This window comes from Geodermatophilus sp. FMUSA9-8 (assembly GCF_037034165.1).
Classification (GTDB): domain Bacteria; phylum Actinomycetota; class Actinomycetes; order Mycobacteriales; family Geodermatophilaceae; genus Geodermatophilus; species Geodermatophilus nigrescens.
Genome location: NZ_JBAGKE010000011.1, coordinates 21,725 through 37,183 on the forward strand (window position 1 = coordinate 21,725; position 15,459 = coordinate 37,183).

Consider the following 15,459-nt stretch of genomic DNA (forward strand, 5'->3'; position numbering starts at 1 on the left):
TCGTCATGGCCCTCGACCTCTTCACGCTCGGCGAGCCCGTCGCCGACACCAAGGCCCCCCGCGACGTCCCGATCGGCGAGCGCTGGAGCGAGCGCCGCTTCCGGGCGAAGCTGGTCAACCCGGCCAACCGCCGCAAGCTGACCGTCATCGTCGTCGGCACCGGCCTGGCCGGCGGCTCGGCCGCCGCCACGCTCGGCGAGGCCGGCTACAAGGTCAAGTCGTTCTGGTACCAGGACAGCCCGCGCCGCGCCCACAGCGTCGCCGCGCAGGGCGGCATCAACGCCGCGAAGAACTACCGCAACGACGGCGACTCGGTGCACCGGCTGTTCTACGACACCGTCAAGGGCGGCGACTTCCGCGCCCGCGAGAACAACGTGCACCGGCTGGCCGAGGTCAGCGTCAACATCATCGACCAGTGCGTCGCCCAGGGCGTGCCCTTCGCCCGCGAGTACGGCGGCCTGCTGGACAACCGCTCCTTCGGCGGCACCCAGGTGTCGCGGACGTTCTACGCCCGCGGCCAGACGGGCCAGCAGCTGCTCTACGGCGCCTACCAGGCCCTCGAGCGGCAGATGGCGGCCGGCACGGTGGAGCAGTTCCCGCGCACGGAGATGCTCGACCTGATCGTCGTCGACGGCCGGGCCCGCGGCATCGTGGCGCGCGACCTCATCAGCGGCGAGATCACCACCCACTTCGCCGACGCCGTCGTGCTCGCCACCGGTGGCTACAGCAACGTCTTCTACCTGTCGACGAACGCCAAGGGCTCCAACGCCACGGCGATCTGGCGGGCGCACAAGCGGGGCGCGCTGTTCGCCAACCCCTGCTACACGCAGATCCACCCGACCTGCATCCCGGTGCACGGCGAGTACCAGTCGAAGCTCACGCTGATGAGCGAGTCGCTGCGCAACGACGGCCGCGTGTGGGTGCCCAAGGAGCGCGGCGACACCCGCGACCCGCGGCAGATCCCCGAGGCCGAGCGCGACTACTACCTCGAGCGGATCTACCCCTCGTTCGGCAACCTGGTCCCCCGCGACATCGCGTCGCGGCAGGCGAAGAACGTCTGCGACGAGGGCCGCGGCGTCGGCCCCAACGGCCTGGGCGTGTACCTCGACTTCGCCGAGGCGATGGAGCGGCTGGGCCGGCCGGCCATCGAGGCCAAGTACGGCAACCTCTTCGACATGTACGCCCAGATCACGGGTGAGGACCCCTACGAGGTCCCCATGCGGATCTACCCGGCCGTGCACTACACGATGGGCGGTCTGTGGGTCGACTACGACCTGCAGTCCAACATCCCCGGCCTGTTCGTGATCGGCGAGGCCAACTTCTCCGACCACGGCGCCAACCGGCTCGGCGCCAGCGCCCTCATGCAGGGCCTGGCCGACGGCTACTTCGTGCTGCCGAACACGATCAACGACTACCTGGCCTCCGGCCCGTTCGAGAAGGTCGACCCGCAGCACCCGGCCGCGCTCGAGGCGCTCGAGGGCGTCCGCGCGCAGACCGAGAAGCTGCTGTCGATCAACGGCAACCGCACCACCGCCTCCTTCCACCGCGAGCTCGGCCGCCTGATGTTCGACCTGTGCGGCATGGAGCGGTCGGAGGAGAGCCTGCGCAAGGCGCTCGACCGGATCCCCGAGATCCGGCAGGAGTTCTGGACCAACGTGAAGGTGCCCGGCGAGGCCGGGCGCTTCAACCAGAGCCTGGAGCACGCCGGCCGCGTCGCCGACTTCATCGAGCTCGCCGAGCTCATGTGCGTCGACGCACTGCACCGCAACGAGAGCTGCGGTGGTCACTTCCGGGCCGAGAGCCAGACCCCCGACGGGGAGGCCCTGCGCGACGACGAGAACTACGCGTACGTCGCGGCCTGGGAGTGGACGCCCGAGGGCGTCCCGCCGGTCCTCCACAAGGAGGACCTCGAGTTCGAGTACGTCCACCTCGCCCAGCGGAGCTACAAGTAGATGAACCTCAAGCTGCGTGTCTGGCGCCAGCGGAGCGCCGCGGAGAAGGGCAAGATGGTGACCTACGAGGTCACCGACGTCTCCCCCGACATGTCGTTCCTCGAGATGCTCGACGTCCTCAACGAGCAGCTCATCCTCGACGGTGAGGACCCGGTCTCCTTCGACCACGACTGCCGCGAGGGCATCTGCGGGTCGTGCGGCGTCATGATCAACGGCCGCGCCCACGGCAACGGCCTGTTCGACAGCCACCCGCAGACGACCACCTGCCAGCTGCACATGCGGTCGTTCAAGGACGGCGACACGATCGACGTCGAGCCGTGGCGGGCGACGGCGTTCCCGGTCATCAAGGACCTCGCCGTCGACCGGTCGGCCCTCGACCGGATCATCCAGTCGGGCGGCTACATCAGCGCCCCGACCGGCACCGCCCCCGAGGCGCACTCGATCCTGGTGGCCAAGAAGGACTCCGACGCCGCGTTCGACGCCGCCACCTGCATCGGCTGCGGCGCCTGCGTGGCGGCCTGCCCGAACGCCTCGTCGATGCTGTTCACGTCGTCGAAGGTCGTGCACCTCGGCCTCATGCCGCAGGGCCAGCCCGAGCGCAACGACCGCGTGGTCAACATGATCCACCAGCAGGACCTCGAGGGCTTCGGCGGCTGCACCAACATCGGTGAGTGCTCCGTCAGTTGCCCGAAGGGCATCTCCATGGAGAACATCTCCCGGCTCAACCACGACCTGCTCGGCGCCCTGCGCGCCGGCGCGCGTCCCAAGAGCTGACGAAGGACCCAGCACCTCCCGCCGACGGGCGGGGACCCCGCGCGGGTCCCCGCCCGTCGCCGTTCCCGGGCCGCCCGGGCGGTGGCGCCGCCTCGGTTGGACTGGCAAACTCACCCCGGTGAGCGTCCCCTACGACCTGGCCGCCCTCCCGGGCCGCCCGTGCACGATCGCCGCCGCGCTGGAGCTGGTCGGCGAGCGGTGGTCCCTGCTCGTCGTCCGGGAGGTGTCGATGGGCAACCACCGCTTCAGCGACATCGCCCGCGGCACCGGCGCCCCGCGCGACCGGCTGACCGCGCGGCTCAACGCGCTGGTGGCGGCGGGCGTGCTGGAGCGGCGGCAGTACAGCGACTCCCCGCCCCGCTCGGGCTACCACCTGACGGCGTCGGGCCGGGACCTGCTGCCGGTGCTTCAGGCGCTGCTGCAGTGGGGCAACCGGTGGGCGGCCGAGGAGGCGCCGGTGCACCTGCACCACGCGCCGGCCGGTCACGAGGACCACGTCGTCGACGGCGAGTGGGTCTGCCGCACCTGCGGCGAGGCGGTCAGCCGGTCCCGGGTGGAGCGGGTGCTGACCCCCGCGGGACGGGCGCTGTCCGGGCTGCCCGCCGAGGACGAGGAGACCCGTGAGCACTGACGCCGCCCCCGACGCCCCGCCGGCCGACGGTCCGCCGGCCGACACGGTGGCCGACACCCTGGCCGACACCGCGCCCGACGCGCCCGCCTCCTGGGGCGACCCCCGCTCCCGCACGGTCACCTGGTGGGACCCGATGGTCACCGCGGCCGGCGGCCGCGAGCGCACCGGGCTGGAGGCGCTGCAGGCGGTGCGCGACGGCCTGCTGCCGCCCCCGCCCATCGCGCAGCTGGTGCAGATGGACATGACCGCCGTCGAGGAGGGCCGCGTCCAGTTCTCCTGCACCGTCGACGAGTCGGTCTACAACCCGATCGGCGCCGTGCACGGCGGGCTGGTGTGCACCCTGCTGGACTCCGTGGCCGGGTGCGCGGTGCACACGACGCTGCCGGCCGGCGTCGGCTACACGTCCATCGAGCTGAAGGTGACCTACCTGCGGGCGGTGACCCGCGCGAGCGGCCCGCTGACCGCCGTCGGCACCGTGGTCAAGCCCGGCCGCCGGGTGTCCTTCGCCGAGGGTCAGGTCTTCGACGCCGCCGGCAAGCTGGTCGCGACGGCGTCGAGCTCGCTGCTGGTCTTCCCGCTGCCGGCCTGACCTCAGCGGCGGCGGATCCGCACGTCGTCGGTGCACGTGGCGGTCGAGCGCAGCCGGCGGGCACCGACGCCGACCTCCTCGAGCCACTGCAGGGCCGACAGCTCGCCGGCCGTGCGGGCGTCGTCCTCCTCGCCGGGGCCGGGGTCGACGTGCACGACGACGCGGTGGCTGAACGCGGCGAGCGAGCCGTCGTAGGCGGTGCTCCCCCGCTCGGTGAACGACGAGGCGAACAGGTCGTGCTCGGCGGCGTGGTCGCGCAGCCAGGCGCGGCGGTCGTCGTCGAGACCGTCGAGGACACCGCGGACGACTACGCGGTAGGTACGGGTGGACACGGCGGGCGACGCTAGCCGCGCGCCGTCATCCGGTCACGCCGGTTTCCCGCCGATCCGGTCGACGACGAGCTCGGGGACGACGTAGGGCTCCCCGGGCACCGCCCGCTCCGGGAAGTCGAAGACGGCGAGCATCGTCTGCATCGGGTAGTCGGGGGTGACCGCGACCTCGCGGACCGGACGGCCGTCGACGGAGAACACCGCGCCGTCGGGCCGCCAGTCGACGGCGTAGACGTGCCAGTCGGCGACGTCGATGCCGGGCCGCGGCGCGGCGAAGTCCTCGACCAGCCGCGGGTCGCGGAACGGGTGGGTGCCCATGCCGACGGCGGCGCCCTCGGCCGGGTCGACGGCGTCGCCGAACACCTCCATGACGCACAGCTCACCGCACCGCTCGGGCACGTCCTCCAGCCCGACCAGCCACCAGGCGACCATCGACCGCGGCGTGACCGTCGCGCGAGCGCGCATCTCCAGCCGGCCGTACCGCGGCGTCCAGCCCCAGTACGCCGGCTGCTCCTCGCGGACGACCGCGCCCGGCCGCACCGGCTGCTGCCCGACCGTGCTGCCGACCGGCCCGGAGAAGACGCCGGACTGGATGCCCGAGACCCGCAGCGGCGGGTGGTCGTCGGGGCACCACAGCGGCACGTCGTCGGGCAGCGACAGGTGCAGGCAGGAGTCGCGGACCTCGTACCGGGCCGCCGTCGCCGCCCGGGAGCTCCACTGCGGCAGGTAGTGCGGCACCCAGACGCCGAGGTCCAGCCCGGATCCGTCGAAGTCGTCGGCGAAGTCGCCGGCGGTGGCGTCGGCGGAGGCGTCGGCGGAGGCGTCGGCGGAGGCGTCGGCGGAGTCGTCGGTGGAGGTCACCGGCTCTGCAGCGCGTCGAGCGCCACCGCCATGGAGGCGGCGACGCGGAAGTCCAGCCGCGGGTCGGGGACGGACACGTCGTAGCGGTCCCGGATCGACTTGCGCCGCTCGACGACGAGCACCGGCTGCCCGGTCGCGGTGTCGGTGAAGTCGAAGTGGAAGACGAAGGGCACCCACACGTCGCCGAGGTACGGGATGAGCCCCCAGATGCGCCGCACGATGGCCAGCACCGGGCGCCGCTCCCGGCCGACGGCGGTCAGCCCGGGCACCGACAGGTCCCAGGTGGAGCGGAGCAGGCTGGCCCCGAAGCGCTTGCCGAAGGTGCCGAGCACCTGGCCCTGCTCGTCGAACACGTCGTGGTGGGCGTGCACGTCCAGGCGCTGCCGCGCGCGGAAGGAGAACACCGGCCGCGTGCGCTGCTCGTCGGCGGTGAAGACCACCTCCTCCTTGAGCTTGAGGCGCTTCTGCTGGGCCATCGCCAGCAGCGCCCCCTCGCTGCCGTCGGGCTGCACGGCCCGCACCTCGTAGCGGTTCACCATCACGGTGACCCTCTGGCGCACGGTGAAGCGCGGCACCGCCATCGGGGCGGGCTGCCAGGTGTACGGCGCGGTCACGGGGGCTCCTCCGGGGACGCGGGACTGCGCCCATCCTCGCCCCGCCGTCCAGAGACGCGCGGGGCGCGACCGGGTTGATCCGCACAATCTCGCTCTCACCCGGCAGGCGCGCGATGCATGTGCCAGGGTCGGGACGGGGTGGAGCAGTTCCGCCCCAGGAACGCGGAGGTCGTTGTGCAGCAGGAGAGCCGTCGTGTCGGCGTCGCCGTTGTCGGTCTCGGGGGTGCGGTCGCGACGACCGCGGTCGCGGGCCTGGAACTGCTCCGCATCGGTGCGGCCGGGACCGACGGGCTGCCGCTGGCCGGCCTGCAGGTGGCCGGTGCCCCGGTCGAGGAGACGACCGGCCTGGTCGGCTACGACTCCCTCGTCGTGCGCGGCTGGGACCTCGACGGCTCCGACCTGCGCAAGGCCGCCGAGCAGCACGCCGTCCTCGACTCCCGCCAGCTCGAGGAGGCCGGGCCGGCCCTGTCGGCGCTGACCCCCTGGCCCGCGGCCGGCGACGCCGACTTCTGCCGCAACGTCACCGGCGGCAACGTGGTGCTCGCCGAGACCCGCCGCGCCCAGGTCGACGCCGTCCGCGCCGACCTGCGCCGGTTCCGCGAGGAGGAGTCGCTCGACGGCCTGGTGCTGGTGAACCTCGCCTCCACCGAGCGCTGGCCCGACCCGACCGCGCCCTCCCTGCAGTCGCTGGAGGCCTTCGAGGCCGGCCTCGACGCCGACGACCGCGCGATCACCCCGGCGATGGTCTACGCCTACGCCGCGATCGCCGAGGGCGCCGGCTACGTGAACTTCACGCCGTCGCTGGCCGCCGACGTCCCGGCGCTGGTGGCCTTCGCCGAGCAGCGCGGCGTCCCGGTCGCCGGCAAGGACGGCAAGACCGGCCAGACGATGATGAAGACGGTGCTCGCGCCGGCCTTCCGCGCCCGCGCGCTGACCGTCGAGGGCTGGTACTCCACCAACATCCTCGGCAACCGCGACGGCCTCGCGCTCGACGACCCGGACTCGCTGAACAGCAAGCTGCAGACCAAGGGCAGCGTCCTGGACTCGATCCTCGGCTACCCGGTCGAGGACCACGTCGTGCGGATCGACTACTACCGGCCGCGGGGTGACCAGAAGGAGGCCTGGGACGCCATCGACCTGGTCGGCTTCCTCGGCCAGCGCATGCAGGTCAAGGTCGACTTCCAGTGCCGCGACTCGATCCTCGCCGCGCCGCTGGCCGTGGAGCTCGCCCGGCTCACCGACCTCGCGCAGCAGCGCGGCGAGGGCGGCGTGCAGCGTCAGCTCGGCTGGTTCTTCAAGGCCCCGATGACGGCCGACGGCAGCGTCCCGGAGCACGCGTTCCACAACCAGGAGACCGTGCTGCTCGACTGGCTGGCCGCCGGCGCCTCCTCCCGGTGACCGCGCTCGACAGTCCGGGGACGCTTCCCGCGCTCGCCGGCCTGCGCCCGCTGCTCGGCGAGATCGGCGACGCCAAGCGGGTGCGGGTCGCCGGTGCGTCCGGCTCGCTGGCCGAGCAGGCGTTCACCCGCGCGTGGGCCCGCCTGGTCGGCGGCGAGGACGTCGAGGCGGTGGCGTTCTCCGAGACCGCGGCCGCCGTCGCCCGAGCCCGGCTGGCCGGCATCGACGCCGCCGTGCTGACCGCCGCGGGGATGGGCGACGACGAGGTGACGGCGGTGCTGCGCCGCGCCTTCGACGAGGTCAGCGAGCCGCTCGACGGCGTCCTGCGCGAGCGGCTGCGCGCCGCGCTCGGCCCGCTGCCCTCCCCCGGCGGCGCGCCCGCGCTGGCCGCCACGCTCAACGCGCAGCCCCGCGCCGGGGCCACCGCGCCCGGCGTCGCGCGGATCATGGTGGAGCCGCCGGAGAGCCACGGCGACCACTGCCTCACCGTCGCCGTCTACGGCGCGCTGGTGGCGCCGGTGGTCGACGCCGACCCGGTGCAGCCGTTCCTGCTCGGCCTCGCCCACCACCTGCACAACGTCGTCCTGCCCGACGCCGGGTTCGCCGGCGAGGTGCTGCTCGGCGACGCGCTGGAGCGGGTGATGAGCACGCTGGAGGAGCGCGAGCTCGCCGCGCTGCCGGACGCCCTCGCCGACCGCGTGCGCGAGGTGCTGGCGCTGCGGCCGGGCGCCGACGTGCCGGAGGCGCGGGCGTTCCACGCCGCCGACGTCCTCGACCGCGTCCTGCAGGTGCACCATCACGCCCGGGCGGCGGCGTTCACCGCGTCGCAGGCGCTCGACGACCTCGAGCTCGTCCACGCCGGGCCGGTGCAGGCCTACCACCTCGACGTCCTGGCGGCGGCCGGGCTGTGAGCCTCGCCCTCGACGCGCCCGTCGTCGACGGGATCCCCTTCGCCCGGGCCGGCCGGGACGACCTGCGCGGCGAGGTCGCCGGGCTGCTCGCCGCCGGGGAGACCGACCGGGCGCGGGTGCTGCTGCTCGCCGATGCCGACGACTGGTGGACCGAGCCGCCGCCCCCGCCCGAGCAGCTGGCCCGGGTGCCGGCCGCGCGGACGCTGCGCGAGGCGATGGAGCTGCTCGGGATGGGCCGGGTGGCCGACTACTTCGCCCACCGCTGGTCCGACCCGACGCACCTGGCCGGGCTCGGGCTGCTGCAGGCGCACTGGCCGGGCGAGCGCCCGGTGGTCGACGTCGCGTGCGGGATCGGCGCGCACCTGCGCGAGCTGTCCCGCCGCGGCGTGCGCGACCTGGTCGGCGTCGACGTCGTGTGGGCGAAGCTGTGGCTGGCCCGGCGCTTCGTGTGCCCGGACGCCCGCTACGTGTGCGCCGACCTGAGCGCCGCGCCGGACCTGCGGGTGGGCACGCCCGCCTACGTCATGTGCCACGACGCCTTCTACTTCCTGCGCGACAAGCCGGCCGCCGCCGCGGCGATGCGCGTCCTGGCCGGCGAGGGCGGCACCGTCGTCGTCGGGCACGCGCACGTGGCCGACCCGCACGGGGAGCCGCTGACGCCGGAGGGCTACGCCGAGGTGCTCGGCACCGGGCTGCTCTACGACGACGACGAGCTGACCCGCTCCCTGCTCGAGGGGCGCCCGCCGCGGCCGGCCGGGCCCGCCGACCTGCGCGCCCGCGAGGCGGTCGCGCTCGTGGCCGGCGACCCGCGCGGCCCGGCCCCCGTCGACCTCGGCGAGCCGCTGCCCCCGCTGGCGCCCAACCCGCTCTACCGCGACGGCGTGCTCACCTGGCCGAGCGAGCGCTACGCCGCCGAGTACGGGCCCCGCTCGTCGTACCTGCCCGAGTGCTGGCCGGACCCGCTGCCCGCCGACGCCGCGCGGCGCCGGCTGCTCGTCGACCTCCCGGAGGCCTGGTGACCGCGCCCGTCGGCTGGGGCGTCGCCGGCTGTGGCTGGGTGGCCCGCGACCACGCGCTGCCCGCGCTGCTCGCCGTCGACGGCGCCCGCGTCGTCGCGCTGCACGACCTCGACCCGGCGGCGATGGCCCGGATGCCGGTCGAGGGCGCCGCCGCGACCACCGACCTCGCGGAGTTCCTCGCCACCCCGGGCCTCGACGCCGTCTACGTGGCCGTGCCGAACGCCGGGCACCGCCGGGTCGTCGAGGCGGTCGCGGCCGCCGGCAAGGCGGTGCTCTGCGAGAAGCCGCTGGCCGCCGACGCCGACGACGCGCAGGCGCTGGTCGACGCGTGCGCGCGGGCCGGCGTCCTGCTCGGCACCGCCTACGACCAGCGCTGGCACCCCGCCCACGTGCGGCTGCGCGAGCTGGTGCCCGACCTCGGCACGGTCACCGCCGTCCGGATCGTCTACTGCTGCTGGCTGCCCGGGGACTGGACGCCCGACGGCCGCCCGCACGACAACTGGCGGGTCGACCCGGCCCGCGCCGGCGGCGGCGCGGCGATCGACCTCGCCCCGCACGGCCTCGACCTCACCGGCACGCTGCTCGGCGAGGACGTCACGTCGCTGTCGGCGCTGCTGCAGACCCGGGTGCACGACTACGGCGTCGACGACGGCGCGCTGCTCACCGGCACCACCGACTCCGGGGTGCTGGTGAGCCTGCACGTCGCGTTCAACACGCCCGACGAGCTGCCCCGCCGCCGCCTGGAGGTGGTCGGCACCCGCGGCATGGCGGTCGCCGTCGACACCATGGGGCAGACGGCGGGAGGCTCGCTGACGCTGCACTCCCCCGACCCCGTGGACGTGCCGTTCGCCGACACCCCGCCGTTCCGGGCGCAGTTCGCCGCCTTCACCGAGGCGGTCGCGGGCCGCACCCCCGCGACGACGGCCTGGCCGTACGACCCCGCCCGCGACCTCGCCCTGCACCGCCTGCTCCTCACCGCTCTCTCCGGAGGAACACCGTGAGCTCGCCCGACGTCCCCGGCGCCATCGACCGGGCCACCGACCCCGCCGCCGCCGACGACGGCGCGCGGCACGGCACCAGCCAGGTGGACACCAACCCCTACCGCGGGCTGCTGCCCGACCTGCCCGCCTACGCCTGCACCAACTGCGGGCACTGGCAGCGCTGGCCCGCGCCCGGCCCGGTCGTGTGCCCGGTCTGCGCCGACGTGCGCAACGCGCTGCCCGAGCACGGCTTCGAGTTCGTGACCGACAAGCAGGCCGACGAGCTGGTCACCGGGTTCTGGCGGCCCGCCCCGGTCCAGGGCGTCACCGAGTTCGGCACCGAGCCGCGCTTCGGGCTGGACAGCCGCGGCTGGGTGATCGAGACCGACATCGGCCTCGTCGGCTTCGAGTGCGCCCCCTGGTACACCGCCGACATGCTCGCCGAGCTGCGCCGCATGGCCGCCGAGAAGGGCGGGTTCCCGGTGCTGGCGTCGTCGCACGTGCACGGCTACGGCGCACTGTGGCAGCTGCAGCAGGAGCTCGAGCCGCGGGTGGTGTGCGTCAACGTGCACGACCTGGTGTGGACCAAGGCCTTCCGCGTCACCTGGCCGGCCGACGACGTCCTGTCACTCGCGCCCGACCTGACGCTGCACCGCACCGGCGGCCACTTCCCCGGGCACTCGGTGCTGCACGACTCCCGCCGCGGGATCCTCTTCTGCGGCGACTCGCTCAAGGTCGACCTCGACGACGCCGGCGACCCGGTCGCGCTGAGCGCGCACAAGGCCTTCCACGCGCAGATCCCGCTGTCGCACGGCGAGTTGCGGGAGATGCTCGCCGTCGTCGCGGAACTGGACTTCGAGGTGGTCGCGACCCCGTTCGAGATGGTCCCGGGGATCACCACCGACAACGTCGTCCACCTCGTGCAGCGGCTGCTGTCGGGGCCGCCGGACGCCGCGCCCGTCCCGCTGGCCGAGCTGTGACCGCGGCGGAGACGACGCCGTCGCAGCGCTACCGCGACAGCTTCCCGGTCCCGGTCGACGACTTCGCGATCGAGGGCATCGACGTCCTCGACGTGCCGCTGCACTCCGCGGTGCTGCCGCCCTCGGAGCTGCACCCCGGCGGCAGCGGCCTGGGCTACGGCGCCACCCGCGAGGAGGCCCGCACCGGCGCGATGGGCGAGATGGCCGAGATGGCCCTGTCGCTCCGGGCGCACCAGGGCGTCGCCCGCGAGGAGGGCTCCTACGCGGACATGACCCGGCGGCACGGCCGCGACCGGGTCGCCGACCCGCGCGAGCTCTGCCTGGAGGCCGGCAGCGCCTACGACGACGACCGGCCGCTGCAGTGGCTGCCGATGACCCGGCTGCGCGACGGCGAGCGGGTGCTGGTGCCGGCCGAGCTGGTGGCGTCCGCGCCCGACGACCTGCCCGGCGCCCCGCCGCCCGGCGGCTGGCTCACCACGGTCATCACCAACGGCCAGGGCGCCGCGTTCGACGCCGACCGCGCGGTCACCCACGCACTGCTCGAGGTGCTGCAGCGCGACGGCAACGCCACCGCCTTCCGCGCCATGGACCGCGGCGTCGTCGTCGACCTCGACGGGATCGCCGACCCGGACGCGCGGGCACTGCTCGACCGCCTCGACGCCGCGGGCATCGACGTGATGGTCAAGCTCGCCTCGACGGAGTTCGGCGTCGTCGACGTCTACGCCGTCGGCTGCTCGCGGGACGGCTCGGAGGCGGTGCCGGTCATGGCGACGGCGTGCGGCGAGGCCGCGCACCCCGACCGCGACACCGCCGTCCGCAAGGCGCTGCACGAGTTCGCCTCGGCCCGCGCGCGGAAGGCGTTCATGCACGGGCCGTTCGACGTCGTCCTGCCGGCGACGCCGCCGGGCTACCTGGAGCACTGGCGCACCGGGCACCCGCCGGAGCGGCTGGTCGAGGAGGACCGCGCGCTGCAGGCGATGCTCGACTGGACCCGGATGGGCACCGCGGCGCTGGTCGACCTGCTGCAGGACACCGTGCTGTCCCTGCGGTCGACGGTGGCGCTGGCCGACCTGCCCACCTGGTCGGGGGACGACCTCCACGGGTTCGTCACCGGCACCGTTCAGGCCGCCGGGCACGACGTGCTGGTCGAGCTGCAGCCCTCGGTCGGCGACGCGGTCGCGGCGAAGGTGCTGGTGACCGGCCTGGAGGTCGAGACGATGAGCTACGGCCGCATCGGCGAGCGCGGCGTGCGCCGGCTGGCCGAGCGGGGCGACCCGCTGGTCGCCGTGGGTGCCGACCCCGGCGGCTGGGCGCGGGTGCACCTGACCGCCGGTGCCGAGGAGCGCCTGGGCGGGCCGGCCTGGTTCGACCGCGCGGGGGCCGAGCGGCGGGTGGGCGCGCTCTACGCGCTGTACCGGGAGCCGGGGCGGCACGTGGTCGCGGAGGTCCTCGACAAGTGACGCACCTCCGGTACGCGTACAACACCAACGGGCTGACCTCGCACCGCCTGTCGGACGCGCTGTCCTTCCTCGCCGACACCGGCTACGCGGGGGTGGCGCTCACCCTCGACGTCGTCCACCTCGACCCGTTCGCCGACGACGCGTTCGCCCAGGCGGAGCGGGTGCGGGCCCGCTGCGACGAGCTGGGCCTGGGCGTGGTCGTGGAGACCGGCGCGCGGTTCCTGCTCGACCCGCGGGCCAAGCACGAGCCGACGTTCGTCTCCGCCTCCGCCGAGGGCCGCGCCCGCCGGCTGGCCTACCTGCGGCTGGCCTGCGACCTGGCCGGGGTGCTGGGGGCGGAGGCGGTGAGCTTCTGGGCCGGCGTGCCGAAGCCGGGCGTCGACCGTGACGAGGCGTGGGGCTGGTTCGCCGACGGCGTGCGCGCGCTCGTCGACAGCCACGGCGGCCGGTCCTACGCCCTCGCCGTCGAGCCGGAGCCCGGGATGCTGGTGGAGGACTGCGACGGCTGGGCGCGGCTGGCCGCCGAGGCGCCGGGCATCACGCTGGCGCTGGACACCGGGCACTGCGTCGTCGCCGGGGCCTACGCGCCGGAGGAGGCGGTGGCCCGGTTCGCGCCGCACCTGGGCACGGTCGCCGTCGAGGGCATGCGCCGCGGCGTGCACGACCACCTGCCGCTGGACGAGGGCGACGTCGACCTGCCGGCGGTGCTGCGCGCGCTGCGCGAGGCGTCGTACGACCGGCTGGTGACGCTGGAGCTGTCCCGGGACGGGCACCGCGCGCACGAGATGGTGCCGCGGGCGATGGCCACGCTGAGGGAGGCCGAACGGGCGTGAGGATCTGCTTCGTCAGCCGGCGGTACTGGCCGGCGGTCAGCGGGATGAGCGTCTACGCGGAGAACCTGCTGCGCGAGCTCGTGGCGCTCGGCCACGAGGTGGTGCTGGTCAGCCAGTACCGCGACGACGAGGCCGGCACCCGGGTCTACGGCGGCGGCCCGCCCCCGGCCGACCGGGTGCCCGCCGGCGTCGAGGTGCACGCGCTGCCCAGCCGCGGCGAGACCGTCGTCCCCGCCGACTGGGAGGGCGACATCGCGGAGATCGTCCGCACCGTGCTGGACCTGCACCGCGAGCGCCCGTTCGACGTGCTGCACGCCCAGTACGGCTACCCCCCGGGTCTCGCGGTGCTGGCCGCGGCGCGGGAGACCGGGCTGCCGGCCGTGGTGAGCATCCAGGGCGGCGACGGCCACTGGGTGGGCACCTGCTGCGAGACCCACGCGCACGCGATGCGCACCGTCGTCGACGCTTCCTCCGCGGTGCTCATCGGCAGCGCCAGCTTCCGCGACGAGGTGGTGGGCAACCTCGGCTCGGACCCGGCGCGGTTCACGATCGTCCCGGGCGCCACCGACACCCGCCGGTTCACCCCCGCGGAGCGCCCACTCGGGTCGCTGCAGGACCCGCCGGTGCTGCTGTTCCACGGCCGGGTCGACCGCCGCAAGGGCGTGCTCGACCTGCTCGAGGCGCTGCCCGACGGCGTCCGGCTGGTCGTCTCCGGCATCGGCCCCGACCTGGACGAGGCCCGCGCCCGGGCCGACGGGCGGACGACGTTCCTCGGCTACGTGCCACCCGACGAGGCGCCCGCGGTGTACCGCTCGGCCGACGTCTTCGTCAGCCCCACCTACAGCGAGGGGTTCTCCAACACGCTGCTCGAGGCGATGGCCAGCGGGCTGCCGACGGTGAGCACCGACTCGGTCGGCGTCGTCGACTGCCTGCGCGACGGCGAGAACGGGCTACTGCACGCCCCGGGCGACGTCGCGGGACTCCGCGCGGCGCTCGACCGGCTGCTCACCGACGGCGCGCTGCGCGAGCGGCTGGCGACGGCGGCGCTGGAGGAGGTGCGCCGGCTCTACTCGTGGCCGGTGCTCGCCCGCTCGATCGACGACGTCTACTCCGAGGTGGCCGGGACGACGCCGTCGCACGACTGGACGATGCCGCCGACGGTCGACCTCTCCTGCCGGTTCCGCGCCGCGGCCCACCTGCTGTGAGGGTGACCGCGGTCAGCCCGCACCTGGACGACGCCGCGTTCTCCGTGGGCGGCACCCTCGCCGCGCTGGCCGACGCCGGGCACGAGGTCACGGTGGTCACCTGCTTCACCCGGAGCGTGCCCGACCCGGAGGGCTTCGCGCTGGCCTGCCAGCTCGACAAGGGGCTGCCGGCCGACGTCGACTACATGGCGCTGCGCCGCGACGAGGACGCCGCCGCGATGGCGGTGCTCGGGGCGACGCCGCTGCACCTCGACCTGCGCGAGGCCCCGCACCGCGGGTACGGGAGCGCGGCGGAGCTGTTCGCCGGCGTGCGCCCCGAGGACGACGCGTGGGAGGACGTGCGGGCGGCGCTGACCGGGCTGCCCGGCGACCTGTGGCTCGCCCCGCAGGCGCTCGGCGGGCACGTCGACCACCTGCAGGTGCTGCGCGCGGTGGCCGGGACGGGGCGGCCGGTGCTGTGGTGGCGGGACTCGCCCTACGTGCTGCGCGACCCCGGCGCGGTGCCCGGGCCGGACCTGCCCGGTGAGCTCACGCCCGTCCGGTTGCCCCAGGACCTGGACCGCCGCGCCGACGCATGTGCCAGCTACGCGACGCAGCTCGGCTTCCAGTTCGGCGGGCCGTCGGCGATGCGCTCGGCCCTGGCCGGGCTGCCGGAGGAGCTGCTGGCCGACGCCGCGGCGCGGGAGCTCGTGGCGGACCTCGCGCTCCCGGCGCGGTAGCCACCCCGGCCCGGACCGACCCCTGTCTCCCCGGCCGGGTCGTGCTCTGCACGCGCCCGTGTGCAGAGCACGAGCGAGGCCGGGACAGTCCTCGCGCTCGGCTTCGTGCTCTGCACACCCCTGTGTGCAGAGCACGACCCCCTCCCGGGACACGGTCGTGCTCTGCCCCGCCTCCGTGGGCAGAGCACGACTCCCTCCAGGGAG

The 15,459-nt window shown here is 74.9% G+C and carries 16 protein-coding genes; 13 read left to right on the top strand and 3 right to left on the bottom strand.

The features are described from left to right. The first annotated feature begins 5 nt into the window (after positions 1–5). The 4 genes from WA616_RS20290 (at position 6) to WA616_RS20305 (ending at position 3,946) form a co-directional block, all read left to right on the top strand. Positions 6–1,952 (top strand): fumarate reductase/succinate dehydrogenase flavoprotein subunit, encoded by a 1,947-nt coding sequence (locus tag WA616_RS20290; RefSeq protein ID WP_336032696.1) that lies wholly within the window; start codon positions 6–8, stop codon positions 1,950–1,952. Beyond that, positions 1,953–2,726 (top strand): succinate dehydrogenase/fumarate reductase iron-sulfur subunit, encoded by a 774-nt coding sequence (locus WA616_RS20295; protein ID WP_073418733.1) that lies wholly within the window; start codon positions 1,953–1,955, stop codon positions 2,724–2,726. Between the two features lie 118 nt (positions 2,727–2,844). Further along, positions 2,845–3,357 (top strand): winged helix-turn-helix transcriptional regulator, encoded by a 513-nt coding sequence (locus WA616_RS20300; protein WP_336032699.1) that lies wholly within the window; start codon positions 2,845–2,847, stop codon positions 3,355–3,357. Further along, the gene (locus tag WA616_RS20305) at positions 3,347–3,946 is read left to right on the top strand and encodes a PaaI family thioesterase (RefSeq protein WP_336032701.1); all 600 of its coding nucleotides are present in this window, start codon (positions 3,347–3,349) and stop codon (positions 3,944–3,946) included. The genes WA616_RS20300 and WA616_RS20305 overlap by 11 nt, the downstream gene beginning before the upstream one ends. 2 nt (positions 3,947–3,948) lie before the next feature. On the opposite strand, the gene WA616_RS20310 is transcribed toward WA616_RS20305, so the two are convergent. Genes WA616_RS20310 through WA616_RS20320 form a run of 3 tightly spaced genes read right to left on the bottom strand, consistent with a single transcriptional unit; the run spans position 3,949 to position 5,750 of the window. Next, positions 3,949–4,278 carry a DUF6204 family protein gene (locus WA616_RS20310; protein WP_336032702.1) on the bottom strand — a complete coding sequence of 110 codons (330 nt, stop codon included), beginning with the start codon at positions 4,276–4,278 and terminating at the stop codon, positions 3,949–3,951. A 33-nt stretch (positions 4,279–4,311) separates the two neighbouring features. After that, positions 4,312–5,136: a glycoside hydrolase family 16 protein gene (locus WA616_RS20315; protein WP_336032704.1), complete on the bottom strand. Its 825-nt coding sequence runs from the start codon at positions 5,134–5,136 to the stop codon at positions 4,312–4,314. Next, positions 5,133–5,750 carry a hypothetical protein gene (locus WA616_RS20320; RefSeq protein ID WP_336032706.1) on the bottom strand — a complete coding sequence of 206 codons (618 nt, stop codon included), beginning with the start codon at positions 5,748–5,750 and terminating at the stop codon, positions 5,133–5,135. Before WA616_RS20320 ends, WA616_RS20315 begins: the two co-directional genes overlap by 4 nt. 174 nt (positions 5,751–5,924) lie before the next feature. On the opposite strand from WA616_RS20320, the gene WA616_RS20325 reads away from it, so the two are divergent. The 9 genes from WA616_RS20325 to WA616_RS20365 are packed head-to-tail and all read left to right on the top strand — an operon-like array spanning position 5,925 to position 15,255. Next, on the top strand, positions 5,925–7,148 hold the full coding sequence (locus WA616_RS20325) for an inositol-3-phosphate synthase (RefSeq protein WP_336032707.1): 1,224 nt from the start codon (positions 5,925–5,927) through the stop codon (positions 7,146–7,148). Next, entirely contained in the window at positions 7,145–8,059 is a 915-nt protein-coding gene (locus tag WA616_RS20330; RefSeq protein ID WP_336032709.1) for a hypothetical protein, read from the top strand. The genes WA616_RS20325 and WA616_RS20330 overlap by 4 nt, the downstream gene beginning before the upstream one ends. Then, complete coding sequence (locus WA616_RS20335; protein ID WP_336032710.1) at positions 8,056–9,078, top strand: class I SAM-dependent methyltransferase; 1,023 nt, start codon at positions 8,056–8,058, stop codon at positions 9,076–9,078. Before WA616_RS20330 ends, WA616_RS20335 begins: the two co-directional genes overlap by 4 nt. Continuing rightward, positions 9,075–10,079, top strand: coding sequence for a Gfo/Idh/MocA family protein (locus tag WA616_RS20340; RefSeq protein ID WP_336032711.1), 1,005 nt, complete (start codon positions 9,075–9,077; stop codon positions 10,077–10,079). The genes WA616_RS20335 and WA616_RS20340 overlap by 4 nt, the downstream gene beginning before the upstream one ends. Continuing rightward, the gene (locus tag WA616_RS20345; RefSeq protein ID WP_336032713.1) at positions 10,076–11,038 is read left to right on the top strand and encodes an MBL fold metallo-hydrolase; all 963 of its coding nucleotides are present in this window, start codon (positions 10,076–10,078) and stop codon (positions 11,036–11,038) included. The genes WA616_RS20340 and WA616_RS20345 overlap by 4 nt, the downstream gene beginning before the upstream one ends. Continuing rightward, positions 11,035–12,498, top strand: coding sequence for a YcaO-like family protein (locus WA616_RS20350; protein ID WP_336032715.1), 1,464 nt, complete (start codon positions 11,035–11,037; stop codon positions 12,496–12,498). The genes WA616_RS20345 and WA616_RS20350 overlap by 4 nt, the downstream gene beginning before the upstream one ends. Next, positions 12,495–13,331, top strand: coding sequence for a sugar phosphate isomerase/epimerase family protein (locus tag WA616_RS20355; protein WP_336032717.1), 837 nt, complete (start codon positions 12,495–12,497; stop codon positions 13,329–13,331). The genes WA616_RS20350 and WA616_RS20355 overlap by 4 nt, the downstream gene beginning before the upstream one ends. Further along, a complete protein-coding gene (locus tag WA616_RS20360; RefSeq protein ID WP_336032718.1) occupies positions 13,328–14,536 on the top strand; it encodes a glycosyltransferase family 4 protein in 1,209 nt (402 codons plus the stop codon). Before WA616_RS20355 ends, WA616_RS20360 begins: the two co-directional genes overlap by 4 nt. 2 nt (positions 14,537–14,538) lie before the next feature. After that, entirely contained in the window at positions 14,539–15,255 is a 717-nt protein-coding gene (locus tag WA616_RS20365; RefSeq protein ID WP_336032719.1) for a PIG-L deacetylase family protein, read from the top strand. Positions 15,256–15,459: the final 204 nt, after the last annotated feature.

Excerpts from the sequence above, each read along its gene's own strand:
- WA616_RS20295 (WP_073418733.1), top strand. The coding sequence starts at position 1,953 with ATGAACCTCAAGCTGCGTGTCTGGCGCCAGCGGAGCGCCGCGGAGAAG.
- WA616_RS20290 (WP_336032696.1), top strand. The coding sequence starts at position 6 with ATGGCCCTCGACCTCTTCACGCTCGGCGAGCCCGTCGCCGACACCAAG.